Annotated in this window: 16 protein-coding genes; 8 read left to right on the forward strand and 8 right to left on the reverse strand. The window is 33.4% G+C overall.

Annotated features, from left to right (window positions below; translation table 11 throughout):
• Positions 1–24: 24 nt before the first annotated feature.
• A complete protein-coding gene (locus FGM02_RS10025) occupies positions 25–243 on the reverse strand; it encodes a hypothetical protein (RefSeq protein WP_208021499.1) in 219 nt (72 codons plus the stop codon).
• 603 nt (positions 244–846) lie between these two features.
• Between FGM02_RS10025 and FGM02_RS10030 the strand changes: the two genes are divergently transcribed.
• Positions 847–1818 (forward strand): HNH endonuclease, encoded by a 972-nt coding sequence (locus tag FGM02_RS10030; protein WP_139958229.1) that lies wholly within the window; start codon positions 847–849, stop codon positions 1816–1818.
• Positions 1819–1884: 66 nt separating this feature from the next.
• On the opposite strand, the gene FGM02_RS10035 is transcribed toward FGM02_RS10030, so the two are convergent.
• Positions 1885–2829: a TRM11 family SAM-dependent methyltransferase gene (locus FGM02_RS10035; protein WP_139958230.1), complete on the reverse strand. Its 945-nt coding sequence runs from the start codon at positions 2827–2829 to the stop codon at positions 1885–1887.
• 331 nt (positions 2830–3160) lie between these two features.
• Between FGM02_RS10035 and FGM02_RS10040 the strand changes: the two genes are divergently transcribed.
• The gene (locus tag FGM02_RS10040; RefSeq protein ID WP_139958231.1) at positions 3161–3370 is read left to right on the forward strand and encodes a CDGSH iron-sulfur domain-containing protein; all 210 of its coding nucleotides are present in this window, start codon (positions 3161–3163) and stop codon (positions 3368–3370) included.
• A 273-nt stretch (positions 3371–3643) separates the two neighbouring features.
• Here FGM02_RS10040 and FGM02_RS10045 read toward each other — a convergent pair whose 3' ends face one another.
• The 4 genes from FGM02_RS10045 to FGM02_RS10060 form a co-directional block, all read right to left on the reverse strand.
• Positions 3644–10561 carry an FG-GAP-like repeat-containing protein gene (locus FGM02_RS10045; RefSeq protein ID WP_139958232.1) on the reverse strand — a complete coding sequence of 2306 codons (6918 nt, stop codon included), beginning with the start codon at positions 10559–10561 and terminating at the stop codon, positions 3644–3646.
• A 506-nt stretch (positions 10562–11067) separates the two neighbouring features.
• Positions 11068–12273, reverse strand: coding sequence for a helix-turn-helix domain-containing protein (locus tag FGM02_RS10050; protein WP_139958233.1), 1206 nt, complete (start codon positions 12271–12273; stop codon positions 11068–11070).
• 425 nt (positions 12274–12698) lie between these two features.
• Positions 12699–13373, reverse strand: a complete 675-nt coding sequence (locus FGM02_RS10055) for a class I SAM-dependent methyltransferase (protein WP_139958234.1) — start codon at positions 13371–13373, stop codon at positions 12699–12701.
• A gap of 212 nt (positions 13374–13585) precedes the next feature.
• Complete coding sequence (locus FGM02_RS10060; protein ID WP_139958235.1) at positions 13586–16186, reverse strand: chondroitinase-B domain-containing protein; 2601 nt, start codon at positions 16184–16186, stop codon at positions 13586–13588.
• Positions 16187–16586: 400 nt separating this feature from the next.
• Here FGM02_RS10060 and FGM02_RS10065 point away from each other — a divergent pair, with 400 nt between their 5' ends.
• Together FGM02_RS10065 and FGM02_RS10070 are read left to right on the forward strand one after the other, a co-directional pair.
• Positions 16587–17687 carry a glycoside hydrolase family protein gene (locus tag FGM02_RS10065; RefSeq protein ID WP_139958236.1) on the forward strand — a complete coding sequence of 367 codons (1101 nt, stop codon included), beginning with the start codon at positions 16587–16589 and terminating at the stop codon, positions 17685–17687.
• Positions 17688–17727: 40 nt separating this feature from the next.
• Positions 17728–18969, forward strand: a complete 1242-nt coding sequence (locus FGM02_RS10070) for a right-handed parallel beta-helix repeat-containing protein (RefSeq protein WP_139958237.1) — start codon at positions 17728–17730, stop codon at positions 18967–18969.
• 67 nt (positions 18970–19036) lie between these two features.
• On the opposite strand, the gene FGM02_RS10075 is transcribed toward FGM02_RS10070, so the two are convergent.
• Entirely contained in the window at positions 19037–20374 is a 1338-nt protein-coding gene (locus FGM02_RS10075) for an aspartate kinase (protein WP_139958238.1), read from the reverse strand.
• Positions 20375–20481: 107 nt separating this feature from the next.
• Here FGM02_RS10075 and FGM02_RS10080 point away from each other — a divergent pair, with 107 nt between their 5' ends.
• From FGM02_RS10080 to FGM02_RS10095, 4 genes are read left to right on the forward strand one after another with little or no spacing between them, the layout of a single operon-like run.
• Positions 20482–21141 carry a hypothetical protein gene (locus tag FGM02_RS10080; RefSeq protein ID WP_139958239.1) on the forward strand — a complete coding sequence of 220 codons (660 nt, stop codon included), beginning with the start codon at positions 20482–20484 and terminating at the stop codon, positions 21139–21141.
• A gap of 4 nt (positions 21142–21145) precedes the next feature.
• Positions 21146–21595 (forward strand): DUF1569 domain-containing protein, encoded by a 450-nt coding sequence (locus tag FGM02_RS10085; RefSeq protein ID WP_139958240.1) that lies wholly within the window; start codon positions 21146–21148, stop codon positions 21593–21595.
• Positions 21596–21605: 10 nt separating this feature from the next.
• Positions 21606–22514, forward strand: coding sequence for a tRNA (adenosine(37)-N6)-dimethylallyltransferase MiaA (miaA, locus tag FGM02_RS10090; RefSeq protein WP_139958241.1), 909 nt, complete (start codon positions 21606–21608; stop codon positions 22512–22514).
• Positions 22515–22517: 3 nt separating this feature from the next.
• Positions 22518–23009, forward strand: coding sequence for an acyl-CoA thioesterase (locus FGM02_RS10095; RefSeq protein ID WP_139958242.1), 492 nt, complete (start codon positions 22518–22520; stop codon positions 23007–23009).
• A 5-nt stretch (positions 23010–23014) separates the two neighbouring features.
• On the opposite strand, the gene FGM02_RS10100 is transcribed toward FGM02_RS10095, so the two are convergent.
• Positions 23015–24544, reverse strand: coding sequence for an ATP-binding response regulator (locus FGM02_RS10100; protein WP_139958243.1), 1530 nt, complete (start codon positions 24542–24544; stop codon positions 23015–23017).
• Positions 24545–24546: the final 2 nt, after the last annotated feature.

A 24546-nucleotide genomic window follows, 5' to 3' on the forward strand; every position in this document is an offset into this window, starting at 1 on the left:
GAAAAACATCAACTAAACAAAATATTAAGACAGCTCAATTAATTCTAAGAACAAGTCTGCTGGCTCCAAATCTTTAGTTATATGCGCTAGCTTAGCTTCTAGTCTATCTATATGCTTAACTACCGCAACACAACTTATTTTTAACTGATTAAGTTGCTGTAAGTGAAATTCAATTGCAACAATATTAAAATACCTACTATGTTGATCTGAATTTAAATGAGGAACCCCTTTTTCAATTTTCATTTTTTTGAAGTGCTGCGTATATTTCATGTTACAAAATTAACACCAAAAACAATGATGTCTTGCCAACTGTTGTAGCAAAACAAATTACTTTTATCTGAGTTTTGTCCCCCTAAATTCAAACAGACAATTCAATAAACTATTTTCATACTAAACCTAACGAATATAATTTTCTTTTTTAAGGTAAATTTACACCCAACAAGATCTACTTTTTTAAGTAAAAATTTTAAGTTATCGAATTTCACCCTGAATAAAAGCATTCAAATTCTTTCATTACAAAATATATTTTACGCCATAATTGATCTTTTGACAAAGAAAAAAGAGTATTAATTGACAAAAAAAGAAGGAAAATTTAGCTGTATTTGGCTAAATAAATCCTTAATTTGGCTAAATAACCGGTGAGCTAACTTAAGTTGTTAACATTCAAAAATCGTTTGCAAATTTCTGTGGAGTTTCCGTTTGGGCTTGTACCTATTTTGTACCTCAAATCTCCTAAGCCTAATAAAATAAGGATTTTCAATTTATGTATTGGTAAGTAAATCAAATAAGGTTTTCTATATAAGAAATAAGTAAAATATTACCTAGCCTATTAATTAATATTTAAATATGGATACTCTTTTATCGAATTACATTCAAAATTTCTCAAAATTAAGAAGAGCATCTCCTAAAAATTTAGGTAAAGCGCCTCATAAACCAATTTTGCTATTATCCATAATTCAGCTAATCAAATCTGGTCGTATAAATTCAAACAGAATATTTATCATACATGAGTTAGTATTAGCCTTTAAATCTAATTGGAAGCTCTTAGTAGAAACAAATCATACAGCTAACTTTGCTCTTCCCTTTTTTCACATGAGAAGTGAACCTTTCTGGAATTTAGTTTGCAAACCAGGAATGCAGCTTTCTATAACAAAATCAAAAAGTATAAAAAGTTTTAAAACTTTAAAAGATGCTATTGCTTTTGCGGAAATTGACAAAGCTTTATTTGAATTATTAAATGACCCTAAATGCAACTTTATACTAGAAGAAATCTTAATAAAAAATTATTTCAATAACTCAAATTTCCAGTTAACAGAAATACCTCAACTTCAATTAGAAATTGAATATCAAATTTTAAATGATGATCGTGAGACTTATTCCTCTAAAATTAAAGATTTACAAGAAAATTTAGATGAATCAAGTTTTCAGGAAGAAATATTTGTAAGAGGTGGTGTCTTTAAAAAAACCATTCCAGAAATATACAATCACCAATGTTGTATCTCTGAAATGAAAATTCAGTCTTCAATTAATGCCCAAATGATTGATGCTTGTCATATCGTTCCTTTTAGCATCTCTCACAATGACACCGTTCAAAATGGCATTAGTTTGTCTCCCAACCTACATAGAGCTTATGACAGAGGTTTAATTACCATAAATAAAGATTATATTGTTAGAGTTTCCCCAACAGTAACTGATAATGATTCTGTGTATTCAATTTCTCAATTTGATGGCAAACAAATAGCTTTACCTAATGACCTAAAAAATTATCCCTCTCCGGAATCCTTAGTATGGCATACAAAAGAAGTTTTTCAATTATAAGTAAACCCTAGCTCAATTAAAGAAGCATTATACATATCAAAGTAATCCTTCTTTAAATTACATGAATTAATTCTTTTCACAAACCCATATTTTTCTAGCAAAATTACCTTTTCCCTTTTTGCTTACGCTGCAAGTATCCAAAATACGGAAACCTATGTTGTTTATCAAGTTGGTAATATCTGTAGTAGATACAATAACAAGTCGATCTGTTATTTTTGCTGTTGATTGAATTATATGTACAATATCAGAATCGGTTGCAGAGGTAAATAAATTATAGGGAAGGTCAATTATTGCAGCCTCATACCTTTTGCAAATGTCTTTTATATCGGAATGGTATATTTTTGCTGTATAGTTGAAATGAGAAATGTTTGCTTGTGCAGACTTACAAATTTTACGGTTAATCTCGCAACCCTCAATCGTATTACCTGCAAAACAAGCTTCTAGTAGTATGGTGCCAACGCCGCAACAGGCATCTAACAATTTTATTTCTTTGCTGCCTTTTGTTGCTATATTAATAAGCGATTTGGCAATATTTACACTTATTGAATTGCTAAATGAATAAGGTTTTTGCTTGTGCTTGTGCCAGTCTAGATTGTTTTTTATCAAAACTCCAAAATACCACACATCTTCATAATAGCTCAGCGCAAATGTTGTTTTGGGTTGGTAATAATCATGAATCCCTTCTATACTGTAACCGATCTCTCTTAATTTTTCAAGCCTATCTGTATATCCAATTGTATCTCCCTTAAAAACTAGGTATTCAACTTTGAATCCTTCAATCTGAATCTTTTTATTTTTAATATCGGTAATTAAAGTCTCATAATTATTGGATGCAGCAAGAATGTCAAGTCTATTTTTTAAAAAGGCACTGCAGGAGGGTGCCACTTTTATGTCCGAAAAAAGCAGTTTATTCTTTTCTTCGGCATTAAAAAGATATCTCGATTCAAGTTTCGACAGCTCTCTTTCATTATTGTCATAATTAATGGAATATATGTATTTGTTTATTTGCATTTTTATTTCCCTAAAAAAGAACTTCGTCCCTATTACACTCAAATATGATCGCTATACAACCTGTTTTATTATTTTTTAAAGATAGGTACTTTCAATAGCGATCAATACTTCCTTTCAAAATAAGTTTTCATTCAATATTTTTCTACATATGAATTCAATAAATACTTATAAAAACCTATTTTTTTAAACTTATACTGTTTTCATTCCGTTACGCTTACTTAGAAAAGACAACACTGAAATTCATAAAAAAGAAAAACCAATCACATTTTTATGCTTTAAATCGTTAGCTAATTTTATTTTTCTATATTTAGCTCGAACTAAAAAATATTTTATGCCTGTAGTAAAATTAGAAGAAGGAAAAAACTATTCGTATTGTACGTGCGGAAATTCTGAAAACAAACCCTTTTGTGATGGTGCTCATAAAGCAAAAGGAGGTGGAACTCCCCTGCGCTTTAAAGGAGAAACTTCTGGAGATGTTGCGTTATGTGGCTGCGGAAAAAGCCAGAACAAACCTTACTGTGACGGATCACACAACGGATAATATAAAAAGCACCTTATAGGTGCTTTTTTTGAAAGAAATCAACCTGTTTTAAAATTGTTTAAGAAGAATCCTTCTTTAAACTAGCACAATTTATTTTTCCTATTCATACAAAAAAACGAAAAGTAAATACATAAATCCGAATTAATTAAAAACAGAGCAAACTTAGACTCGTTTAATACACAAGCACAACGCTACTAATAACTTTTAGAAAGGCAATCACCTTCATTGTCCTTATATCTTTCTAATTTTAATGGGGCTCTATTCATCTAAAAACTATTCAACAATAATTTTAGTTTTTTTCATAACCGTACTTGACATTATTTTCACAAAATAAACACCTGTTTTTAAACCTGGTAAAACTATTGAGTAGCTGCTAGAGCCACTTACTTCTTTTGTAAAAACTTGCTTTCCTAAAACATCAAATATCCGAACATCCAATAGCTCATCAGAAACTTCTCTAATATATAAGTTTTGTTTAAGAGCATATACTTTAAGGAAAGAAAGAAGACTCTCATTTACACTTAAAACACTTTCTTGACTCCTGTAATTTGATTTCCCACCTGTGCTTGAAAAATTGTCGGTTTGTGTAGCATCAAAAATACCGTTTGTATCCGCATAATTATCTGAAACTTCTAAAGTATCGTCTAAACCATTCACCCCAACGACACCATCTGTTTGACCATCAGTGTTTGCATCTGTTAATTCAGAACCCGATTCTGCAATATCATAAAAGCCATCATTATCTGAATCTAAGTCTATATAATCTGGATTGACTATACCATCTGTATTTTCTGGAGTTACACCTCCTAAATAAGCTGAGTTTACACCATTATTTGTTAAATAAAGTGCTGGACTATCTGCATTTGGAGCTATGTAACCAGCAGTGGTTTGTGCCTCTATATTATCTGGAATACCATCGTTGTCTGAATCTAAATCCAACCTGTTTATAATGCCATCTTTGTCATTGTCCATAACGCATACTGATATATCACTTAAAGTATATGGGTTTCCTAAGTCAGATTTAAAGTAAGTATCAATATAGTAATCGGCTGCCGAAGCAGCAATAGCACTGGTATAAAAAACGACATCATTTTTTAAGTATGTTATAACAGTTCCTGTTTTTTGAATACTATAAACTGCACCTGCAGTTTGTTGACCAATGAAATCACCAATAAGGCTATTGTTTTCAGTAATCCTAACAGTAGTTGAAGAAAGAAAAATAGCATAATCTATATCCGAAAAATTAGCTGAAGTATTGTCACCACTTTGGTTTACACCTATATACACAGTCTTACTAGTAGCTTGATCTAAGGTGAAATTAAATTTAAAATCGGCTGTAATACCTACTGTAGATAAATCTGTAGAGTACATAGATTCAACGGTACGTCGTCCTGTCGTACCATTTACCGAAATGGAATTCTCAGAAACAGAGGCTGTCGAACCTGTATTTCTGGCATCTATAATCCAATTGGTTATTGGTACGCAATCATTTTCTAGAGCATCTAAAATACCATCGTTATCATCATCTAAATCAATCACATCTAAAACACCATCATTATCTGTATCAAAAAGTGTTGTAAAATTGGCAACTACAGACCAATCACTTTTTTCGCTACCACTACAGTTTGTTCTTACATAAGCGTTATACTTTGTACCAGGGGGTAATCCAGAAAGTGTAGTTGCAAGAACTCCTGTGCCTACTGTACCTGCAGTTTTAGCTGTTGTGGCATCTGGGACATCCCCCTCAGCCATAACAACCCATTCGTAACCATTGGCTGCTGTGATTGAACTATCCCAAGAAAGAGTAGCCATAGTCTCTAAAATGTTAGTAACAGATACATTTACTGGCTTCACACAAGTAACTTCTTCTACTTTTATATTATCGATGCTTAAATCATCAATTGATCGGTTTCCGCCTTTTCTATCAAACCTCAATTTAAAGTCGGCACTCAATCCCGAAGTAATAATATATTCTTTGTTCGTAGTCCAATTCTGAGGAATAAAAATAGGGTTTAAGTCTTCAAGATTTTGCCAAGCAGTCCCATTCCAATAATCAATACCCAGCAGTTCACCATCTTCAGAAATATCATTACACCCATTTGAAATATCAAAACTCACTGCTAAGAAGTTAACACCACTTGCATCAATAACATTAGTTACTACCGAATGAGAACTACCACTGATCTGTAAGAAGTTGGTCAAATTAGTACCACAATTTGATTGTATATTGGCCTCTTGATAAGAACTTTTAATCCAACATCCATCTATTTTATTACCGCTTTCAAAATCTTCAAGGTATGGAAGGCTTTCAGGGCTACAAGGTGTTGTAAAACTTTTTACAGTAGACCACAGACCTTTTCCATCTCCATCAAAATCTGTTCTCATATAAACGTCATAGATTGAATTATCTGGCAAGCTAGAAACCGTCTTTGTAACCACACCTGTTGCTACAGTACCTGTAGCTATAGCTGTTGTGGTATCTGGTTTAACACCCGTAGGCATTATGACCCATTCATAACCATTGTTTACCGCAGTCTCAGCATCCCAAGAAAGAACGACCGATGTAGCTAAAACGTTATCTATTATTACATTAGTTACAGGTTGTAGCCCACACAGTACACTTGCCTCCCAACCGCGTTTATTGTGACTATCACTACCATCCTGTATAAATACAACCGCCAATGCACCTTCTGGATGTGTTGATACAACTCTTCCTGGGGAAATGTATTTAAAAGTACCTATTAAAGGTGCATTCTGATCTGGGCCATCATAAATCTTAAAGATATCATCTGGTTTTAAGTCAAAAACTGAAAAATTAAGTTCAACTGCCTCACCTGAATTATTTGGAGTGATTACAGTTATTTCGTCAAAAGTAGAAAGATACGTATAAGGGTTATCTGGTCCTCCATTGTCATAAAAATTAGCTCCACATAGATTGACACTTGTGTAAAAAAATGAAGTTTCGCCATAAGGCTCCCCATAACTAATCCCTAAAGCATTGATAGCATAGGTATTAATATGATATTTAGTACCTTCTATTAAACCGGTTATAGATGCTGTAAAAACTCCTGTTCCAGTTCCGTTTGCTTCTTTGGTAGCTCCTTCTGCAATGGTTGGTGATATGTCTGATGTAGAATAAACAAATCCTCTTTCTGTAACCGTTAGCCCACCATCATCAGTTACATTTCCTCCCAATGTTGCAGAAAATCTTGTTATAGAGCTTGCAGCAGTTGTAGTAACAGTTGGTGCTGTATGAACCTTACTTTTAACAGTAAAACTATAGGCTGCTTCGATGCAATCATCATTATTAATGGTTATTTTAGCTTCTTTTTCCCCGCCTGAGGCCGATTCAAATGTAAGTGTAAAAGTACTGTTTGCACCTGCTGCAATGCTGGCTGGTAAAGTAATACCACCTACAACAAAATCTGTAGCATTGGTACCACTACTAACAATACTATTTACGCTAAGTGGTGATGTACCTGTATTTTGAATGGTATAGGTTTTAATGATAGCTGTGTTTATCGTTGCGTTACCAAAATCTGTAGCATTGGTTGTGCTTGTTGTAGTGGCACCTGCAACTATAGCTGCTGAGTTACCTTGCAAGTTAATTGCTGCCCGAATTCCAAATTGAATAAAACCAGCTGTTATAAGATCTTGCAAACCATCTTGATTAAAATCGCCAACAGTAATGGTTTGTGGATTGTTACCCACTGCTAACTCTGTACTTCCTGAAAAACCACCTAGTCCGTCACCTAAACGAACAGAAACGTTATTTGTAGTCCTATTCGCAGCTGCAATATCTTGGTTCCCATCTCCATTAAAATCGGCTATGGTTACATCCCAAGGACCTGTTCCAACAGTTACAGAAGTTGCTGCTGAAAAGGTTCCGTTTCCATTCCCTAAAACAATGGAAACTGTATTTTCAGTATAATTTGAGCTTGCAAAATCTTGTCTATTATCATTATTAAAATCGCTAATAGCAATACCTACAGGATTTGTACCTACTGCTATATCTGTCTTCAACCCAAAGGTAGCATCTCCATTTCCTAAATTAATAGAAACTGTATTGTCATTAGGATTTGTTGTTGCCAAATCTTGATGAGCATCACCATTAAAATCGCCTATAACCACATCTTTACTATTTAAACCAACAATAACGGGTGTACCAACCGTAAAGGCTCCTAAACCATCTCCTATGAGTATAGAAACAGAGCCTCCATTACCATAATTTTGATTTGCTACGGCAATATCTTGTTTGCCATCTTCGTTAAAATCGCCTATGGAAATAGATTGTGGTCCAGTACCTACAGAAATACTTTGTTGTCCATTGGTAAAAGTTCCATCTCCAATCCCTAAAAAAATGGCTACTTTACGAGTAGCATAATGTGTTGTTGCAACATCTTGATTACCATCTCCATTAAAATCTCCAATAGTAAGATCAGAAATACTTGTTCTTGTTGTTGTTGTGTTGATAGCTCCACCAAATCCGCCAACTCCGTTACCGAAGTTTACGGAGAACTGATCTGTAGCCGTACCACTGACGATATCTTGATATCCATCATTATTAATATCTCCAACAACGGGATCACCACCTATTGTTGAACCTGCAGCTGCATCTACCATAAAATTACCTTGACTGCAATGGGCATTTCCTACCGTTAAAATAAAAGGAGGTCGTGTACCTACCGTTACGGAATAGGTACCAGCTGGATGTGCATTGGTAATATGTACCACACCCGTAACTTGATTTACAGAAAATTCACCCTTAAAATGGGTATCTGTATAAGCCATAATTCCTGTACTACCTGAAGGCGCTTCATATGGCGTAACAACGCTACTACCACCTGCAAAAGGAATTGTTACATTTGGATATGGATTGGCTGTTGTAAAATTTAAACTTGTTGCATTAGATATTCCTGCAAAACTATTTCCAGCGGTATCATCAATAGCCGTTGCTGCTATTTGAATTGCATATACATTTGCGCTTGACAAAGACAAAGTTGGATTGATGTATAATTTACCTTCCAAAATACCCAAAGCTCCTGAAGCTGGTGAACTTGTTGCAGTAGCTGTAGAACTATCAAACACTTCAAAATTTGCATTTCCTGTAACGTCTCTAAGGACAATAGTTCCAGTTCCTGCTACAATGTTTTCATCAAAACCGATAATAATAGCTGTGCTAATGGCTATTCCTGTCGAATTATCAGCTGGAGTAGCACTGGTAAATGTTGGATTTATATCATCTTTGGTTGAAAAATTAAACCTTGTTTCGTCAATAATTCCTGCAAAACTATTATTTGATATATCCCGAATTGCGGTAGTAGCTATTTGTACTGCATATGCATTATTTATTGCCAATATATTTGTTGGGTTGATATAAAGTTTGTCGTTTAAAATACCCAAAGCTCCTGCAGACGGTGAACTTGTTGCGGTAGCAGTAGCGCTATCAAATACTTCAAAGTCTGAAGCAGCTGTAACATCTCGAAGAATAATAGTTCCTGATCCTGCAACAATGTTTTCATCAAAATCCACTACAATAGTAGTAGCAGTTGCTATTTCTGTAGCGTTATCAATTGGAGTAGACCCAATACTATTAAATGTTGGAGGAATATTATCTGTTGTTCTAAAATTGAATGTTGTTTCATCAGTAATTCCTGCAAAACTATTATTCGAAGTATCATCTATTGCTGTAGCCGCTATTTGTACTGCATATATAGTTCCCCCTACTGCCAAGCTATTTGTTGGATTGATATATAATTTATCATTTAAGATCCCCAAAGTTCCTGCAAGGGGTGAACTTGTTGCCGTGGCTGTTGCCATGTCAAATACTTCAAAATTTGAAGCTGCTAATACATTTCTCAGAATGATACTACCTGTTCCTTTTTTAATGTTTTCATCAAAATCCACAATAATATTTGCTGTTGCTGCAACTTCTATTTCATTATCCTTCGGAATAGAACCAACACTCCTAAATAGTGGATCTAAATCGTCTGTTGTTGTAAAATTAAACGTTGTAGTGTTCGTGATTCCTGCAAAACTATTATTTGAAGTATCGTCAATTGCCGTAGCAGCTATTTTTACAGCGTATACATTCGTTGCTGAAAGTACATTTGTTGGGTTGATGTATAATTTATCATTTAAGATACCCAAAGCTCCTGCAAGGGGTGAACTTGTTGCCGTGGCGGTACTTACATCAAATACTTGAAAGTTTTTAGCACCCGTAACATCTCTAAGAATAATAGTACCTGTTCCTTTTTTTATGTTTTCGTTAAAACCGATACTAATAGTAGCCGCGGTTGCGATTCCTGTCGCATTATCAATTGGTGTGGACCCTACATTATTAAAGGTTGGAGGAATATTATCTAGTGTTGAAAAAGTAGTAACGGCACTATAACCTACACCTGCTGAACTAATAGCATAAGCCTTAAATGCGTATTTAGTATCAGACATCAAACCGGTCAGAGCGCTATTAAAAGAACCTATTCCTGAACCTTTCATTGCTTTTAAAACTCCTGTACCGGCAATCAAAGGATTTGAGTTTGTCGTTTTAATAGCATATACAAAGCCTCTTTCTGTTATCGCAGCGCCATAGTCTGCTTCGGCTTCCCCAAAAACACTTGCATCTGTAAAATCAATTAAGTAAGCACCTTGTGACTTTACTAAGGGTGCAGCTATAAGAGTAATATCTTTAAATTCAATATTATTTGTTGTATTGCTAAAACCATCTAAATCTACAGTTATAAGCATCTCCGTTACCCCTGTAACAGGACTAGATTCTCCAAAAATAGTTTTTGCAGTAGTATCTCCATCTAAAGCAGCTGCTGAAAGTGTCCAAGTAACATCTGGCAACGCACCTCTTTTAAAAACAATTTGGGTACCTGCTGCTAATACTCGAGCTGTCTCCCTATAATTCCTCCAAGTCATGTCGTAAAAAGTGAATGAGCTTGCATAAGTAGGGTTTGTTTTTATGGTAAATGTAAAAGCGTCTTCAGTTATCGCTGTTTGATAAAACACATGATCAACAAAATCAAGGGTATTAGATATCAAAATTTCAGGTCCTGAAGGACTCATTCCAATGGATCTAAATCCACCGCTATTGCCACTTAGATGATTAAAACTATATTTAGTTTGACTATTTCCAATTCCAAAAGCGAGTACAACAAATAGTATAAAGAGTAATTTTGTTTTCATAGCGTTCACAGTTTTTAATGATTTTAAAGCTTTTCAATTCTCTATTATTCTAAAACCCTGTTTTCTTAGATGTGAAATTTTATAAAACAAAAATGCTATCACTACAACAGTATTTATAGCTCGTTTCTCTAAAATTTCTATACAAAGTATTAAACCACAAAAAACACCTATTTACGCTACAGTAAGGGCCTTAATACCTTCAAATGTTTTCCATTTTTAAAAATGTAAAACATTTTTGTTTTTTTAATCAATAGTAAAAAGGTCAAAAACAAACACCTACATAACTTATTTTAAACCAATTAAGACTTATAACAAAAACAACAAACTCTGTTTTCAATTCTTCTACCTAAAAAGAGTACAATGAGAATACGGATGACAGCAAGCATCTTTTAAAACACTTAAAAAGCTTCTTTTTTCAAAAAAAACAGGTCGGTTATTGTAATAAGTTTGTATTCTTGGCTAGTTGATGAAGTACAAAAAAATACTTACCATTTTCCTAAGAAAATTTAAGAAAGTGATTTTAAATATTTACTAGGCGTGGTTCCTGTGGCTTTTTTAAAAGCTCTTATAAAGGTGTTTTGTGAAGCGAAACCACAATTTAAAGAAATGGTATGCAAGGTTATTTTATCTGTTACTCCTTGATCGAACAGAACTTTTGCATGTTCTACTCGTAAGTTATTACGCCAATCTATAAAAGATATTTTTTTGATCTCATTAAAAAAGTACGTTAAATGATGTGCTGGAATACCTGATTCCGTTGCAACTTGGACAAGCTTAAAATTAGCATTCAAAAATGCTTTTCTATCCTTAAAAATCCCTAATGCAATTTTAATGGTATCTAAATATTCAGGAGTAAATAGCTGAAGTTCGTTTTTTGAATCAGACTCTTTTACAAGGGTAGATTTTTCTGATAAATCTTTCTCCTCTGCTATCGGCCCCAGTTTTAAATCCGCTGAAAATCCATACATAATTTGTGGAAAAAATAGAATAATCATATTCATTCCAACATAAACCAAAGAAGCAAAAAGCAAAGCTCCACTAGTTCTATTTAAAAAAATAGATTTATCATCATAGATCCATAAATTCACCATTGCTATGGTAAAATTAATAGTAATAATCGTAATGATTGCTGCAAAAACAATCAGCCAATTCTTAATTGTTTTATAAGGTTTTGAATAAACAATCGACTTGTTCTTCGGTTTTTTATAAAACCACAACAAATACCAAAGACTCACAGAATAGATATAGGTATTCAATACACTTAAAACTTGATCAATTTTATGAGGCAATAATATATTGGTACGAAATTGAGATAAATCCCAGTTTTCGCCAAGCGTATTTTGGGCGATTATCAATTTATAATCCCAACTTGTAAAAAAATAAGGTATATACCCAATAAAAGAAATTACAAAAGGAGCAAAATGTAAATAATCCATTTTACTCAGCTTACTATTATCCCTCAAAATACTTCTCATATAGAAAAAAGCAAATGGACTCATCAAATAAAAGAAAGCATGTGTATTGGTGAAAAGTGCAATTTTAGACAAAGATTCACCATAAAAAAAGTAAAAATTCTCTAATAAATACAAGCTTGCAAAAAACAAAAAACTTGCCAAATAACGATTGGCAACTAATCGACCTCTACTAAAATATAAAAGAATTAGCGGTAAAAACAACCCCAGTAAACACGTATAAGCAATTGTAGAATTCAATGTATGAGATTTGTTTAGCAGCGAAAATAGTCTTATTTATTTCAAAAATTTACTAATTCTGATAATTATATTGTTATCAATACTTTATTAATTTGGAAGTTTTGGTAGAAAACATCCCAACAAATCAGCAAAACTAAACTTCAATAGCTTAAACCTACAAACCAAAATAGAGCGCTACTTAAAATAGATCATGTCCTGTTTATTTCTACATACGAGTAGATTTAAGCTAGTCCTTTTTATTCATTTTATAAATCAAGTACGCAAAGCCTGCTGCAAAATGCAGTAGTATAATGGCGGCGACAACATAAAGGGTGGTGTTTGAATTATTCATAAGGCAATAGTATGAATTTCTACACAAATTTTATGTAACCTAAGTTACAGCCATTTTTTTGGTGTTTTTGTTTTATCTAAAAAAGCTATTCTTTCTAAAAAACAGTATATAAATTTGTTGTGATCCTTCCTTTATTATTTTCTAATTCAACCGAGACTAATTCTCTTTTTTCTTTTACTTTAAAATAAAACGGAGCAGCTTGTAAATCGAGACCACTTTGTTTTTTTAAACGAATTCCCTGTCCTGAAATAATGCCTTTATTGGGAATAAATTCTCCTTTTGGAAGGTGTTCCGTAAGGATTACATATTGAAAATTTGCTAATTTTTTCACCACATTTTGTACTTCTGCATTGGACAAATGTTGCAATACTTGACGAACAATTGCACAATCGCCTTCAGGTAAATTTGCTACGGCTATATCCAAACAATGAAATTCTAAATTTTCTACTTCGAAATTTTCTTTGTTGTATTCAATAAGATTTGCGACAATATCTACAGCCTTGTATTTTTGGGTATAGGGAACCAATTCTTTTCCTACATTAAAATCGCCACAACCCAAGTCGCAAACCACTAGTGGACTTTTAAACGATTTTAAAAATGCAATTACAGCCGCTTTGTAAGGAGCAACAATTTCCAATTCATGCGAACCTCCTCCTGAATAAAATTGAGTGTTACCACTTCCCCATAGTTTTAATTCATATACCTGTTCCATAGCAGCTTTTGTAGGCCATGGTGTTTTTGCTTTTTTTACTTCGCTTTTTTTATTCATGTTTTACAATATCTTCAATAACTCGTGCTAAGAGATGGCTAATTTCGGAAGATCAATGGAATTATACCGTATCCAAACTTCTTTTTCTTTTTGAAAAAAAACTGTGCTAAAAATAGTAGGCGTACTAAAATCTATTGGACCATCGAAATTAGAGCAAAACAAAAAACATCCATATTTCTATGGATGTTTTGTCTAAAAAAAAGAAGAAGTTTTTAATTAGTTCCTATTAAAACAAGTTTGGATTGTTGTGCATTGCCGCCATTAAGTTGAACGACATAAATTCCTTTTACCAAGTTCGCCACATCTATAATAGCTTCTGATTTTGAATTCACAGCATTGCTTACAATTTTTCTCCCTTCCACACTATACAATGTAATTGTATTCACATTGCTAAGGTTTTCTAAATGCAGACTTGCATCTGAAGAGGAATAATAAATCAATGTTTTATTCAACTTAATATCATCAACTGACAAGTCGCTATTCTTTTTATAAAACTCAATTTCTTTAATGGTGTTCCAATTACTTGGTCTGGCTGGTTGACCGTAACCAATAACTTTAACATATTTAACACCAACTATTACTTCAGAAAGCAGGTAACTTTCAAATTCTCCTTTAGAATTACTGACCAAATTTCCTGATCCATTTAACTGATCGGTAAAGGCTTTTACAAAATCTCCAGAAGCTGTTCCCGTTGTAGAAACCCAAATTTGAAATTCATAGGTTTTTCCTTTCGTTGTTGCAAAATCAATTAAAGTCAAATCAAAAGCACCACCTAAATCGTATACAATTTCACCAGGAACTCCTTCCCCAGACCATTGGGTATTCGTATCCTTGTCCAAACTATGAATAGCCACATTGTTTTTTGTACTGGTTACCTCCTCATTAAAAACAGACGCTACACTTACCTGATCATTTTCAGATGCATCATTAATTAATGTAAAATTAGACCTAACATCTGCCGCTTCTTGAGAAATTGTTAAGGTTTTTACAATATCGTCTCCGCCTGCAACTTCAGAAAAAGTAACCGAACCTGTTCTGCTTGTAAAAGCACTATTCTTTGTAACTGATACGGATACGGTTCCATTCGCTGTTCCTGATGCTGGATTGATTGTAATCCAATCATCATTAGATACGGCTGTCCAGCTTACATTGGCAGCAACCGCAACATCACTATTTCCTGCTGCCGCAGAAAAAGTAGGCAAACTTCCGATAGTTAAATAATTTCCTGGTTCTGGAATAACAATGATACACTCTCCATCGGTAATATTTGCTCCTGTATAATCCACAAAACAAGCACCAATTCCGTATCCAACATTAGCATCCGTTGTAGGTGCATAACTCCCCATGTTAGCGCCTTTACCAGCAGCTCCCGAAAAAGTAAATATTTCACCAATTGCTGTTGCTGTAATTCCTGTAGCTTCTGAAAACCCAGAATTTGTTACACCTAAATTCGTTCCTTTAAAACTATTATTTGTGTACGTTAATGCAGTTCCAAGTGAAGCGTATTCGCCAGAAATAACATCAGATAGATTGGCATCACCACTTTCAAAATAAATTAAATTGTTGCTAATTGTTCCTTTTGGATCCGTTGATCCTTTATCGGTATTATAAAACAAAGGTGCATTGGTATTGATAATTGTATTATTAGAAACTTCAATGTTCTCTGTTTTTTGATAACCATTTGAAACATCTGTAGAAGTACATGCAACAGCAGCATTTGCTGACCCACCAATAAAGGTAATTCCGTTATTCCACTTGGCTTGGTTGGTTACTGCTATACAATCTTGTATGTAATTATTTCTAATGGTGTGATCGCTGTCTGTAATTCGAATTCCTCCCGTTCCATCAACATCTTCCCCTAAAAAATAATTTTGTTCTACCGTTGCATTCGATCCATGACGTAACACCAAAGAACCTCTACATCTTCTAAAGGTATTGTTATAGTAGGTATTGTTTTTACTTTTATTGGTAATGATTTCATTTTCTCCATCCGACTGCACAAAATAATTATTGCTAACCGTTGCTCCAGAATTGACCATTTGATACTCACTAGTACCAATACGAATAGTTTCACTATCGCCAGAATTACTTAAAGTAGGATCCATTTTTTCAAAATTATAGAAGTAGTTATTGCTGATAGTATGCCCCACCAATTCACAACTATTATTTATTTCTGGTTGTCCATCTGGTACATTTGGAAATGCATTGTAAGAATATTCTGCTAACACAATGGCACCCGCACTTGTTTTGTTCATAAAGGAACAATTAATTACGGTATTATAAGTTCCATACAGTACGATCCATCTGTGTTTTGTAATGGCATTATCGGCTAAATCTTCGGCCAATTCGCTAGGTTCTACCCCTAGCCCATCAATGACACAATTTTGAATGGTACTATGATCGGCATAGTCGTAGCCATTTCTAAATTCAATAAAATTACTTGCCCCATAACCGCCTTTCCAATGAAAACCATCAACCACCAAATAATCTCCTGTTGCTATCACAGTTCCATCATCTTCAGATTCACCTCCGATAGTTAATCTAGGCCCTCCTGTAAAAACAACACCTCCTGGTGTTTCTGCCCGAAAAGTAACTGGATTTTCAGCAGTTCCTGAACCTAAAAATCGAATTCGTTCGTCTGTGGTATAAGTACCATTTTTTAAAATAATTTCATCTCCTGGTTGGTAAAATACGTTGCGTAAATCTTCCGGATCATCAATCTCATAGGTTTTATTTTGTGCCGTCACATTAAAGGACACAAATAGCAGGCAAATTAAAAAAGATGCAATTTGAAATAAGTAATTTTTTTTCATTGGTTTATTTTTTTTGGTTACCCAATCTGGTTTACTAGATTGGAAAACCAAATATAGCAAAAAATATATTCCAAACAAATGTTAACGAAAAACATTTTACATTTTATGAACTATTGATAATCAATACTCTTAAGCTGTAAAAAAACTCAGATTTATTCGTTACTTCGCTTAGTCTTTCCTATTGTTTCTAATTTTTACAAAATCCTTTTCACCACTATTTTGGCATCAACAAATTAACACGTCCTACTCCCATTCTATTTGAACAATTTACTACTTGTCTAGGTAAAACTGAACATTTTAACCATATGTGGCAAGCTAAAAAACAATAGTATCCATTGCTTGCAGTGCGCTTAACTAATTTTGCTTTGAGGATTCATCTCAATTTTAATTTATAATAATCATGAAATTTTATCCACTTTTAGTATTCTTCTTATCCCTTTCGTTTATAAGTCGCGCCCAACAAGAGCAAAACAACGAAACAGATTATGCCAATTTAACTTTTAGTCCGTTAACACCTGAAACGGTAAAAAGCTTTCAATCTAACACAAAGACCAAACAAATTTTGGTTGAACCTGGCTATTATGTTTGGGGATTAAGTGTTGTAAAATGGAATGGAAAATACCATGCCTATTATTCTAGATGGGACAAAAAACAAGAGCACAAAGGTTGGATGACGCATTGTGAAATTGCGCATGGCATATCTGACAACCCTGCAGGACCTTTTACTTTTGTAAATGTTGTTTTAAAAGCTGAAAAAATGGGGGGTTGGGATATCAATAATTCACACAATCCTTATGCTTTGGTTGCGGAAGGTAAAATTGTATTGTATTATATCGCCAACGATATCAAACCGCTTTTAGACAAAAAAGACAGCTACCCAACAAACGAGTGGTTTGAAGAAAACAGAGTTTTAATAAGAGAAAGTCAATGTATAGGAGTTGCCACGGCCAATAACCCAAGTGGTCCTTTTAAAAGAGCTGAAAAAGTGGTGGTAAAACCTGACAATAAAAAATTCAGAAAAATTGCCGTTAACCCTGCTACTATTTATCATAATGGAACTTATTTGATGATTATGAAAGGAGATGACCTAATTCATAAAGATCCATTTAGAATTCAATTGGTAGGAAACTCAGAAAATCCAGAAGGTCCTTTCGATTTTTACGAAAAACCTGTATACAAACAGGCACAAACGGAAGATGCTTGCTTGTGGTTTGATCAAGTGATTGGAAAATATTTTATGGTTTGTCATGTCATGGGAAAAAGTGAATTGGCCATGTTTAGTTCCAAAAATGGTTTTGACTGGCAACCTGCTAAAAGAAACATTTTTATGAAAAAAGAATTTATCCTTTCTGACGGAACTCTTTGGAAGCCAAAAAGAGTAGAAAGACCTTTTGTGTTGACCAACGATAAAGGGCAGCCTATTGTATTATATGTTGCGGTGTACGACCAAGATGTGAACGGCAATATTGCCATTCCTATAAATTATACGGAAAATAACTAGTTTTAAAAGTGCCCTATTCTTCCTCTCTAAAAAAAATAAAATGACCCGCCTACACTATCTTCTAACAAGCGTGCTCCTATTCTTAAGTTTTACCATAAACGCAAAAGAAATTTCGGTAAAAAAAACAAAAGGATCAACCAGTTATCTTCAATTTAGCAAAGCCATCTCCAAAGCAAAGAATGGCGATGTTATTTTGGTTGATATCGATGTATTTTTCGAAAGTAATGATCTGATGTTAGTTGTTACAAAAGCCATCAAAATATTTGGTAAAAAAGGAAAAAGAAAATACAAGCTTGTCAGAAAAAACAAATACCAGAAAAATAAAAAAGAAGCCATCCTTAGAATTTTAGGAGATAATATTCAACTAGAAAATCTTGAAATAGTGGTTGCAAAAGGCCAAGGATACAAAGCCATAGAAGTTGGAGATGCCTACACCAACAAAACGCTATACAGCAATTTGACTTTTAAAAATTGTGATTTCTTACAAACAGATGTGCATTATAGTGCACGAGGCTTGTTTTTTCAAGGAAAATTTAAAAACGTTTTGGTTGAAAATTGCAAATTTAATTATTGGTTTAGTCTAGTAGCACGTGATTGCCCTGTGTTAGATGGCTTTTTAATTACCGGCTGTGAATTTAGTTATGGCAGTCACCAAATATCTTTTGATGGTGCTATTTTAGATGAAGACGATGCAACACATGGATTGGGTATTCATTTGGAAAAACATGAAAATATTGTCATAGAAAAATGCAAATTCAATATTTCTGAATCTTTTAATATTGCTTTGGCCTATACCAAAAACGTTATTATTAGAGACAATATATTAGCGGGTGGATCTCGTGTCAAATATTCTCAACCCATTCATATTGAAGACAGAAGTAGCAATATTTTGATTGAAAACAACAAAATGAAAAGCAAGCAAACGGGTATTCTGTTATTTTCAACAGGCAAAGTTGGGCATGGACAAGGAAGAAAATTCTCTCCAGCAGAAAAAAGTGCCAAAGGATCTGGAAATACTACAATCATAAATAATCGTATTGAAACCGATGGCGATGGAATTTCTGCTACCTATTTAAATGGCTATTTAAAAATAAAAGGGAATAAAATTATCAGTACTCAAAAAAGAGCTTTGAATGTTCTCAATTCATATAAAAAAAACAGCACTCCCTCTTTAGAAATTGAGGATGATGTATTTATGCAAGGAAAACAATTTAAAGAAATAAAATTACTGAGCAAAGAGGCTCAAAAAATATATTTCAGTTCCGATATTCCGGTACAATAACTTTCACTCCAAAACAAAAAAATAAGGCTGTCTTTTCAGACAGCCTTATTTACAATTATTATTATTATTAAGAGACTACATTATCAAAAACGCCTTCATTTAAAGCTCTAAGTGCAGGAATTTTATCATCTGTACTTACCACCAATGAAACATTGTAATTACTTCCACCGTAAGAAATCATACGAATAGGAATATTAGTTAGACTATTAAAAATAGCAGCACTTGCTCCTTTTTGTTTCGAAGAAAAATCTCCAGCCAAACAGATAATACTTAAATTATCATCAACTTCAACGCTTCCTATATCTTCTAATTCTTTCGTTATTTCAGCTAAATGACTTGCATCATCAATTGTTAAAGAAACGGCAACTTCAGAAGTTGTAACCATATCAATTGAAGTTTTGTATTTTTCAAAAACTTCAAATATATTTTTTAAGAAACCATACGCCATTAGCATTCGGTACGACTTAATTTTTATAGCTGTAATTCCATCTTTGGCAGCAATAGCGCGTACTCTATTCGGTACCTCACAATTTTTAATAATTGTTCCAGGCGACTCAGGGTTAAAAGTATCTTTTAATAAAACAGGTACATTTTTTTCTTTGGCAGGAATAACACTTTGTGGATGCAAGATTTTAGCTCCAAAATAAGCCAACTCCGCAGCTTCGTCGAATGAAATTTCTTTTAATGAAAACGTATTGTCTACATAACGAGGATCATTGTTATGCATTCCATCAATATCTGTCCAAATTTGAATTTCTTCTGCAACAATTCCCGCTCCAATTAAAGATGCCGAATAATCACTTCCTCCACGTTTTAAATTATCGATATCACCTACGTGATTCAAACAAATATAACCTTGAGTTACAAAAATATCTGTCTGAGGATTCGCTTCCGTAATGGCTCCTAAACTTTCCGTAATAAAAGCAGAATCAGGCTCCCCTGCTTCGTCAATACGCATAAAATCAAACGCTGATAAAAGACTAGCATTTTGCTTGATTTCTTCCAAATACATGGCAAACATATTGGTAGACAGAATTTCTCCTTGTGCTACAATAATTTTTTCTATTCCTTCAATAACAGCAACAGAACCTTCATGTGCATATGATTTTATAAAATCAAAACGCTCTTCAATAAAAGCACTTGCTTGCTTTCTGTAAGCATCACTACTATACAATTCAGTAATAACGTCCTTGTATTTTGCACACAATTCATCAATGGTGTTTTCAGCTTCAACAAATTTTGAAGTCGCTATAAAATCTGTAATTTTATGCAACACATTTGTTGTTTGAGACATTGCCGATAAAACAACAATTTTACGTCCCTCAATATTCGCTACAATTTTCGCTACTTCTTTGATGCTTTTTGCGCTACCAACAGAAGTTCCTCCAAATTTTAAAACTTTCATTATTTTATATAATTTTATGCTGCAAAAATCCTCCAATTGTTGATGTAGCGCAAAAAATTATAATATATTTACACTTTACTACAAATTGTTTAATTTTAAACATATCCATGAAAACAATACAAGAATCTGTAGAGAGTATCATCCGAAAAACGCCCTTTTATGAAGAGGCCTTGAATGATAAATTAATCAACGTTTCTTCGTTGGCAAGGGCTATTCAGGAGGATGTAGAAAAGGATTTAGGGAAAGAAGTAAAACCTGGTGCCATTATGATGGCCATTAACAGACTATCACCTTCTAATTTACTAAGAATTAGAAAAAACATTAAAAAATTCACCTTTTCATTAGGCGATTTTATTGTTCGATCTGACCTTTGTAATTTCACCTATAAAAATACGACTAGCCTATTAAAATCAATCACCTCTTTGCTAACCGAAATTGGAGATGATAAAGATTATTTTTTCACAATTTCACAAGGAATTTTTGAAACAAATATAGTAACAAGTAAAAATTTAGAAATCAAAGTAAAAGAATTATTTGCCAAAGAAATATTGATTTATTCACATGTAGACTTGGCTTCAATTACCATTAAACTTCCAAAAACAAACGTAGAACAATCTGGAGTTTATTATTTTATTTTAAAGCAATTGGCTTGGGCAGGTATTTCTGTTCAAGAAATAATTTCAACCACACACGAAATGACCATAGTTGTAAAGGAAGAAGACGTAAACAGCACCTTTTCAATTTTAATAGATATGAAGAAAAAGTAAACACATGGAAAGTATATTTGACAACAACGTAGCCCATAAACTAATTGACAGAATTAATAGTTTGTCTCATGACTGTATGCCTATTTGGGGTAAAATGAATGTAGCACAAATGTTAGCACATAGTTCAGTAATGTTTGATTTGGCTTATAACGAACATGAAAAACCTAATAAGGTCAAACAATTTTTATTAAAACAATTTGTAAAACCAATTGTGGTAGGTAAAAAACCTTACAAAACAAATTCTAGAACAGCACCTGAATTTATTATTTCAGAGGAAAGAGTTTTTGAAGTTGAAAAAGAAATACTCATTGATTATATCAAAAAAACACAGCAACTAGGCGCTGATTATTTTGAAGGAAAAGAATCTAACTCCTTTGGAAAATTAACCGCCAATGAATGGGATATCTCTTTTTACAAACATTTAGATCACCATTTACGACAATTCGCTGTTTAATTCATAAAAAATGTCAAAGACTCTCATTAGCATTGTAGGTCCAACTGCAATTGGAAAAACAGCTTTAAGTATTGCCTTGGCAAAACAGTTCCAGGCGCCTATTATTTCTTGTGACTCACGTCAGTTTTACAAAGAAACAACTATTGGCACAGCTGTTCCTACACAGAAAGAATTGGCACAAGCCGATCATTATTTTATTCAAAATAGATCTATTTTTGAAGACTATAATGTTGGACAATTTGAAAGAGATGCACTCCTAAAACTTGACGAATTGTTTCAAGAAAACAATGTTGTGATTATGGTGGGTGGAAGTGGTTTGTATGTAGATGCTGTTTTAAATGGATTGGATTATTTTCCTGATGTTGATCCAAAAATTAGAGAACAATTAAACGCTAATTTAGAAAGCAAAGGGCTGACCTACTTGCAAGCTCAATTAGAAAATTTAGATCCGGAAACCTATGCTACTATTGCTATTGACAATCCGCATAGAGTTATTAGGGCCTTAGAAGTTTGCATCGGTTCAGGAGAAACCTATTCTTCTTTTAAAAACAAACCCAAAGCACCAAGAAACTTCATGTCTATCAAAGTCGGTTTAACAGCAGACCGTGCTATTATGTACGATAGAATAAACCAACGCGTGGATATAATGCTAAATGAAGGCTTGTTAGAAGAAGCAAAACAAGTATATCCTAACAAACATTTAAACGCCTTGCAAACGGTCGGTTATCGAGAATTATTTTCATACTTCGATGGAACTATTTCTTTAGAATTTGCCATAGAAGAAATTAAAAAAAACACCAGAAGATTTGCCAAACGACAAGTAACCTGGTTTAAAAAAGACAGCACAACTTTATGGTTTGATTATTTAGCAGCTAAGAAAACCATTTACGAAGAATTAGAAAAAAAAATAAACCCCTAAGTCATGGCACTAGCAAAAATATTAGAAAGTTCAAAAAAAATACGTTTCCAAGATTGTGATCCTTTCAATCATTTAAACAACGGTCGTTATGTAGATTATTACTTAAATTCTAGGGAAGACCAATTGTTTGACAATTACAATATTGATGTTTTTCAAATAGTACAAAATGAAGGTTTGGGCTGGGTTATTTGCAACAACCAAGTAGCATATATACGCCCTGTTTTTACCATGGAAGAAATTGTCTTTGAATCGCAATTAATTTCTTATGCTCCCAAACATTTACTTGTAGAAATGCGTATGTGGAATAAAGATAAAACGATTCTTAAATCGGTAGCTTGGTTTGGCTACGTTCCTTTTAATTTAAAAAAGAATCGCGTTGTTCGACATGATGAAAAGTACATGGAATTATTTAAAGAAGTGCTATTGCCCATAGAGGAAAAAACCTTTGAAGAAAGAGAATTATTTTTCAGACAAAAATCCCGAAAAAATGGCTAATAAATTTAAGCTTTGTAAATAGCTTTCTTAAGCGTATCAATTAGTTTAACAAAGGTATAAGGTTTTGATAAAACATTGAAAAAGCCTAGTACCACGTACCTGTCTTGATCGGTTTTGCCTGTATTTCCTGTTAAGGCTATAAAAGGCGTCTCTTTATTATATTCCGTAAACAAGTCATTTTTTCGCATCAATTCTTCACCCGTCATTCTTGGCATATTGATGTCTAAAATAACTGCGTCAAAACGTTTTGTTTTCAACAACTCAAGAGCATCTTGACCATCGCCCACTAAAGTTAAAGCACAACCTTCTTTACTCAATACATGATCCATGATCGTAAGATTCAAACGATCATCATCTACCAATAAAATTTCTTTCCCAATTAAATCAATAGTAACTAGCTCTTCAGATTTCACATATTCAACACTGTCCAAATGTGTTCTTCTAAAAGGAATATCTACACTAAATTTTGTTCCAACATTAACCGTACTTTCTACAGTCACCAATCCTTTCATGGCTTCTGTAAGACGCTTTACAATAGACAAGCCCAAACCTGCTCCCCCTTTGTTATGTTGGTCTCTTGCTTGAGTTTGTTCGTACTCTCTAAATATAGTTTTGATCTGATCTTGAGTCATTCCTCTACCCGTATCATTTACATAAAAGCGAATGGTACTTATGGATTCATCTTCTGAAATAACGGCTATACCTATAGAAATAATTCCTTTTTGAGTAAATTTGATGGCATTATTTATCAGGTTTGATAAAATTTGCGTGATTCGAACAGCATCACCGTCAATAAATTTAGGCAAGGTGTTTTCTTCAATTAATTGAATGGCCAAATCGCCACCTTTTAATTGAAACCTAAAATCATTTACACAATTTTCAATAACTTCTTTGATGGAAATAGATTCTTCAATCAGCTCTAATCTTCCCGCTTCTATTCTTGATAGATCTAGAATATCGTCTACAATTACACGTAGATTTTTACCGGCTCTGGTTAAAAAATTCGCATATCTAATAATGCTCAATTCTTCTGCTTCCGTAGCAATCATTTCAGAATAGCCTAAAATAGAGTTCAAAGGGTTTCTTATTTCATGACTCATTACCGCCAAAAATCGCGATTTCTCCTCGTTCGCCTTTTCTGCAATAATTTTTAAGTTCTCTAACTCGGTATTTTTCAGATCCAATTCTCTTTTCAGCAAAATTAAATCATTCCTATTTTGATTCAATTGTGATACGTGCTTGTACACACTAGATCGGTCGTGAATTAGTATAGAAACATCATGAATAGCCCTGATAAGTTCTAAATCTACATTGTATTCTATGGTATCAACAACAATTAACATTGTGTTTAAATGATACACTTCATGCAAAGGTAAGTCTTCTAAGGAAGCTTCCAAAAACGGACAAAGTTCATAAATAGAATTCTTCGGAACCAATTGATCAGCAACAAATTTCCCCGCTTCTATTTCAAGGATTGTTCCTGAAAAATCAGTTTTTAACTGAATAAATAAATCTTCAATTTTAGTAGGTACCAATA

The sequence above is a fragment of the Flavicella sediminum genome (genome assembly GCF_006381105.1).
In the GTDB taxonomy this organism is placed as follows: domain Bacteria; phylum Bacteroidota; class Bacteroidia; order Flavobacteriales; family Flavobacteriaceae; genus Flavicella; species Flavicella sediminum.

Bases quoted from the DNA above. Each gene is read 5' to 3' on its own strand.
- miaA (WP_139958241.1), top strand. From the start codon at position 21,606: ATGTCAAAGACTCTCATTAGCATTGTAGGTCCAACTGCAATTGGAAAA.
- FGM02_RS10035 (WP_139958230.1), bottom strand. From the start codon at position 2,829: ATGCAAATAAACAAATACATATATTCCATTAATTATGACAATAATGAA.
- FGM02_RS10095 (WP_139958242.1), top strand. From the start codon at position 22,518: ATGGCACTAGCAAAAATATTAGAAAGTTCAAAAAAAATACGTTTCCAA.
- FGM02_RS10045 (WP_139958232.1), bottom strand. From the start codon at position 10,561: ATGAAAACAAAATTACTCTTTATACTATTTGTTGTACTCGCTTTTGGA.
- FGM02_RS10065 (WP_139958236.1), top strand. From the start codon at position 16,587: ATGAAATTTTATCCACTTTTAGTATTCTTCTTATCCCTTTCGTTTATA.
- FGM02_RS10030 (WP_139958229.1), top strand. From the start codon at position 847: ATGGATACTCTTTTATCGAATTACATTCAAAATTTCTCAAAATTAAGA.
- FGM02_RS10085 (WP_139958240.1), top strand. From the start codon at position 21,146: ATGGAAAGTATATTTGACAACAACGTAGCCCATAAACTAATTGACAGA.
- FGM02_RS10055 (WP_139958234.1), bottom strand. From the start codon at position 13,373: ATGAATAAAAAAAGCGAAGTAAAAAAAGCAAAAACACCATGGCCTACA.
- FGM02_RS10080 (WP_139958239.1), top strand. From the start codon at position 20,482: ATGAAAACAATACAAGAATCTGTAGAGAGTATCATCCGAAAAACGCCC.
- FGM02_RS10070 (WP_139958237.1), top strand. From the start codon at position 17,728: ATGACCCGCCTACACTATCTTCTAACAAGCGTGCTCCTATTCTTAAGT.
- FGM02_RS10075 (WP_139958238.1), bottom strand. From the start codon at position 20,374: ATGAAAGTTTTAAAATTTGGAGGAACTTCTGTTGGTAGCGCAAAAAGC.
- FGM02_RS10040 (WP_139958231.1), top strand. From the start codon at position 3,161: ATGCCTGTAGTAAAATTAGAAGAAGGAAAAAACTATTCGTATTGTACG.
- FGM02_RS10060 (WP_139958235.1), bottom strand. From the start codon at position 16,186: ATGAAAAAAAATTACTTATTTCAAATTGCATCTTTTTTAATTTGCCTG.
- FGM02_RS10025 (WP_208021499.1), bottom strand. From the start codon at position 243: ATGAAAATTGAAAAAGGGGTTCCTCATTTAAATTCAGATCAACATAGT.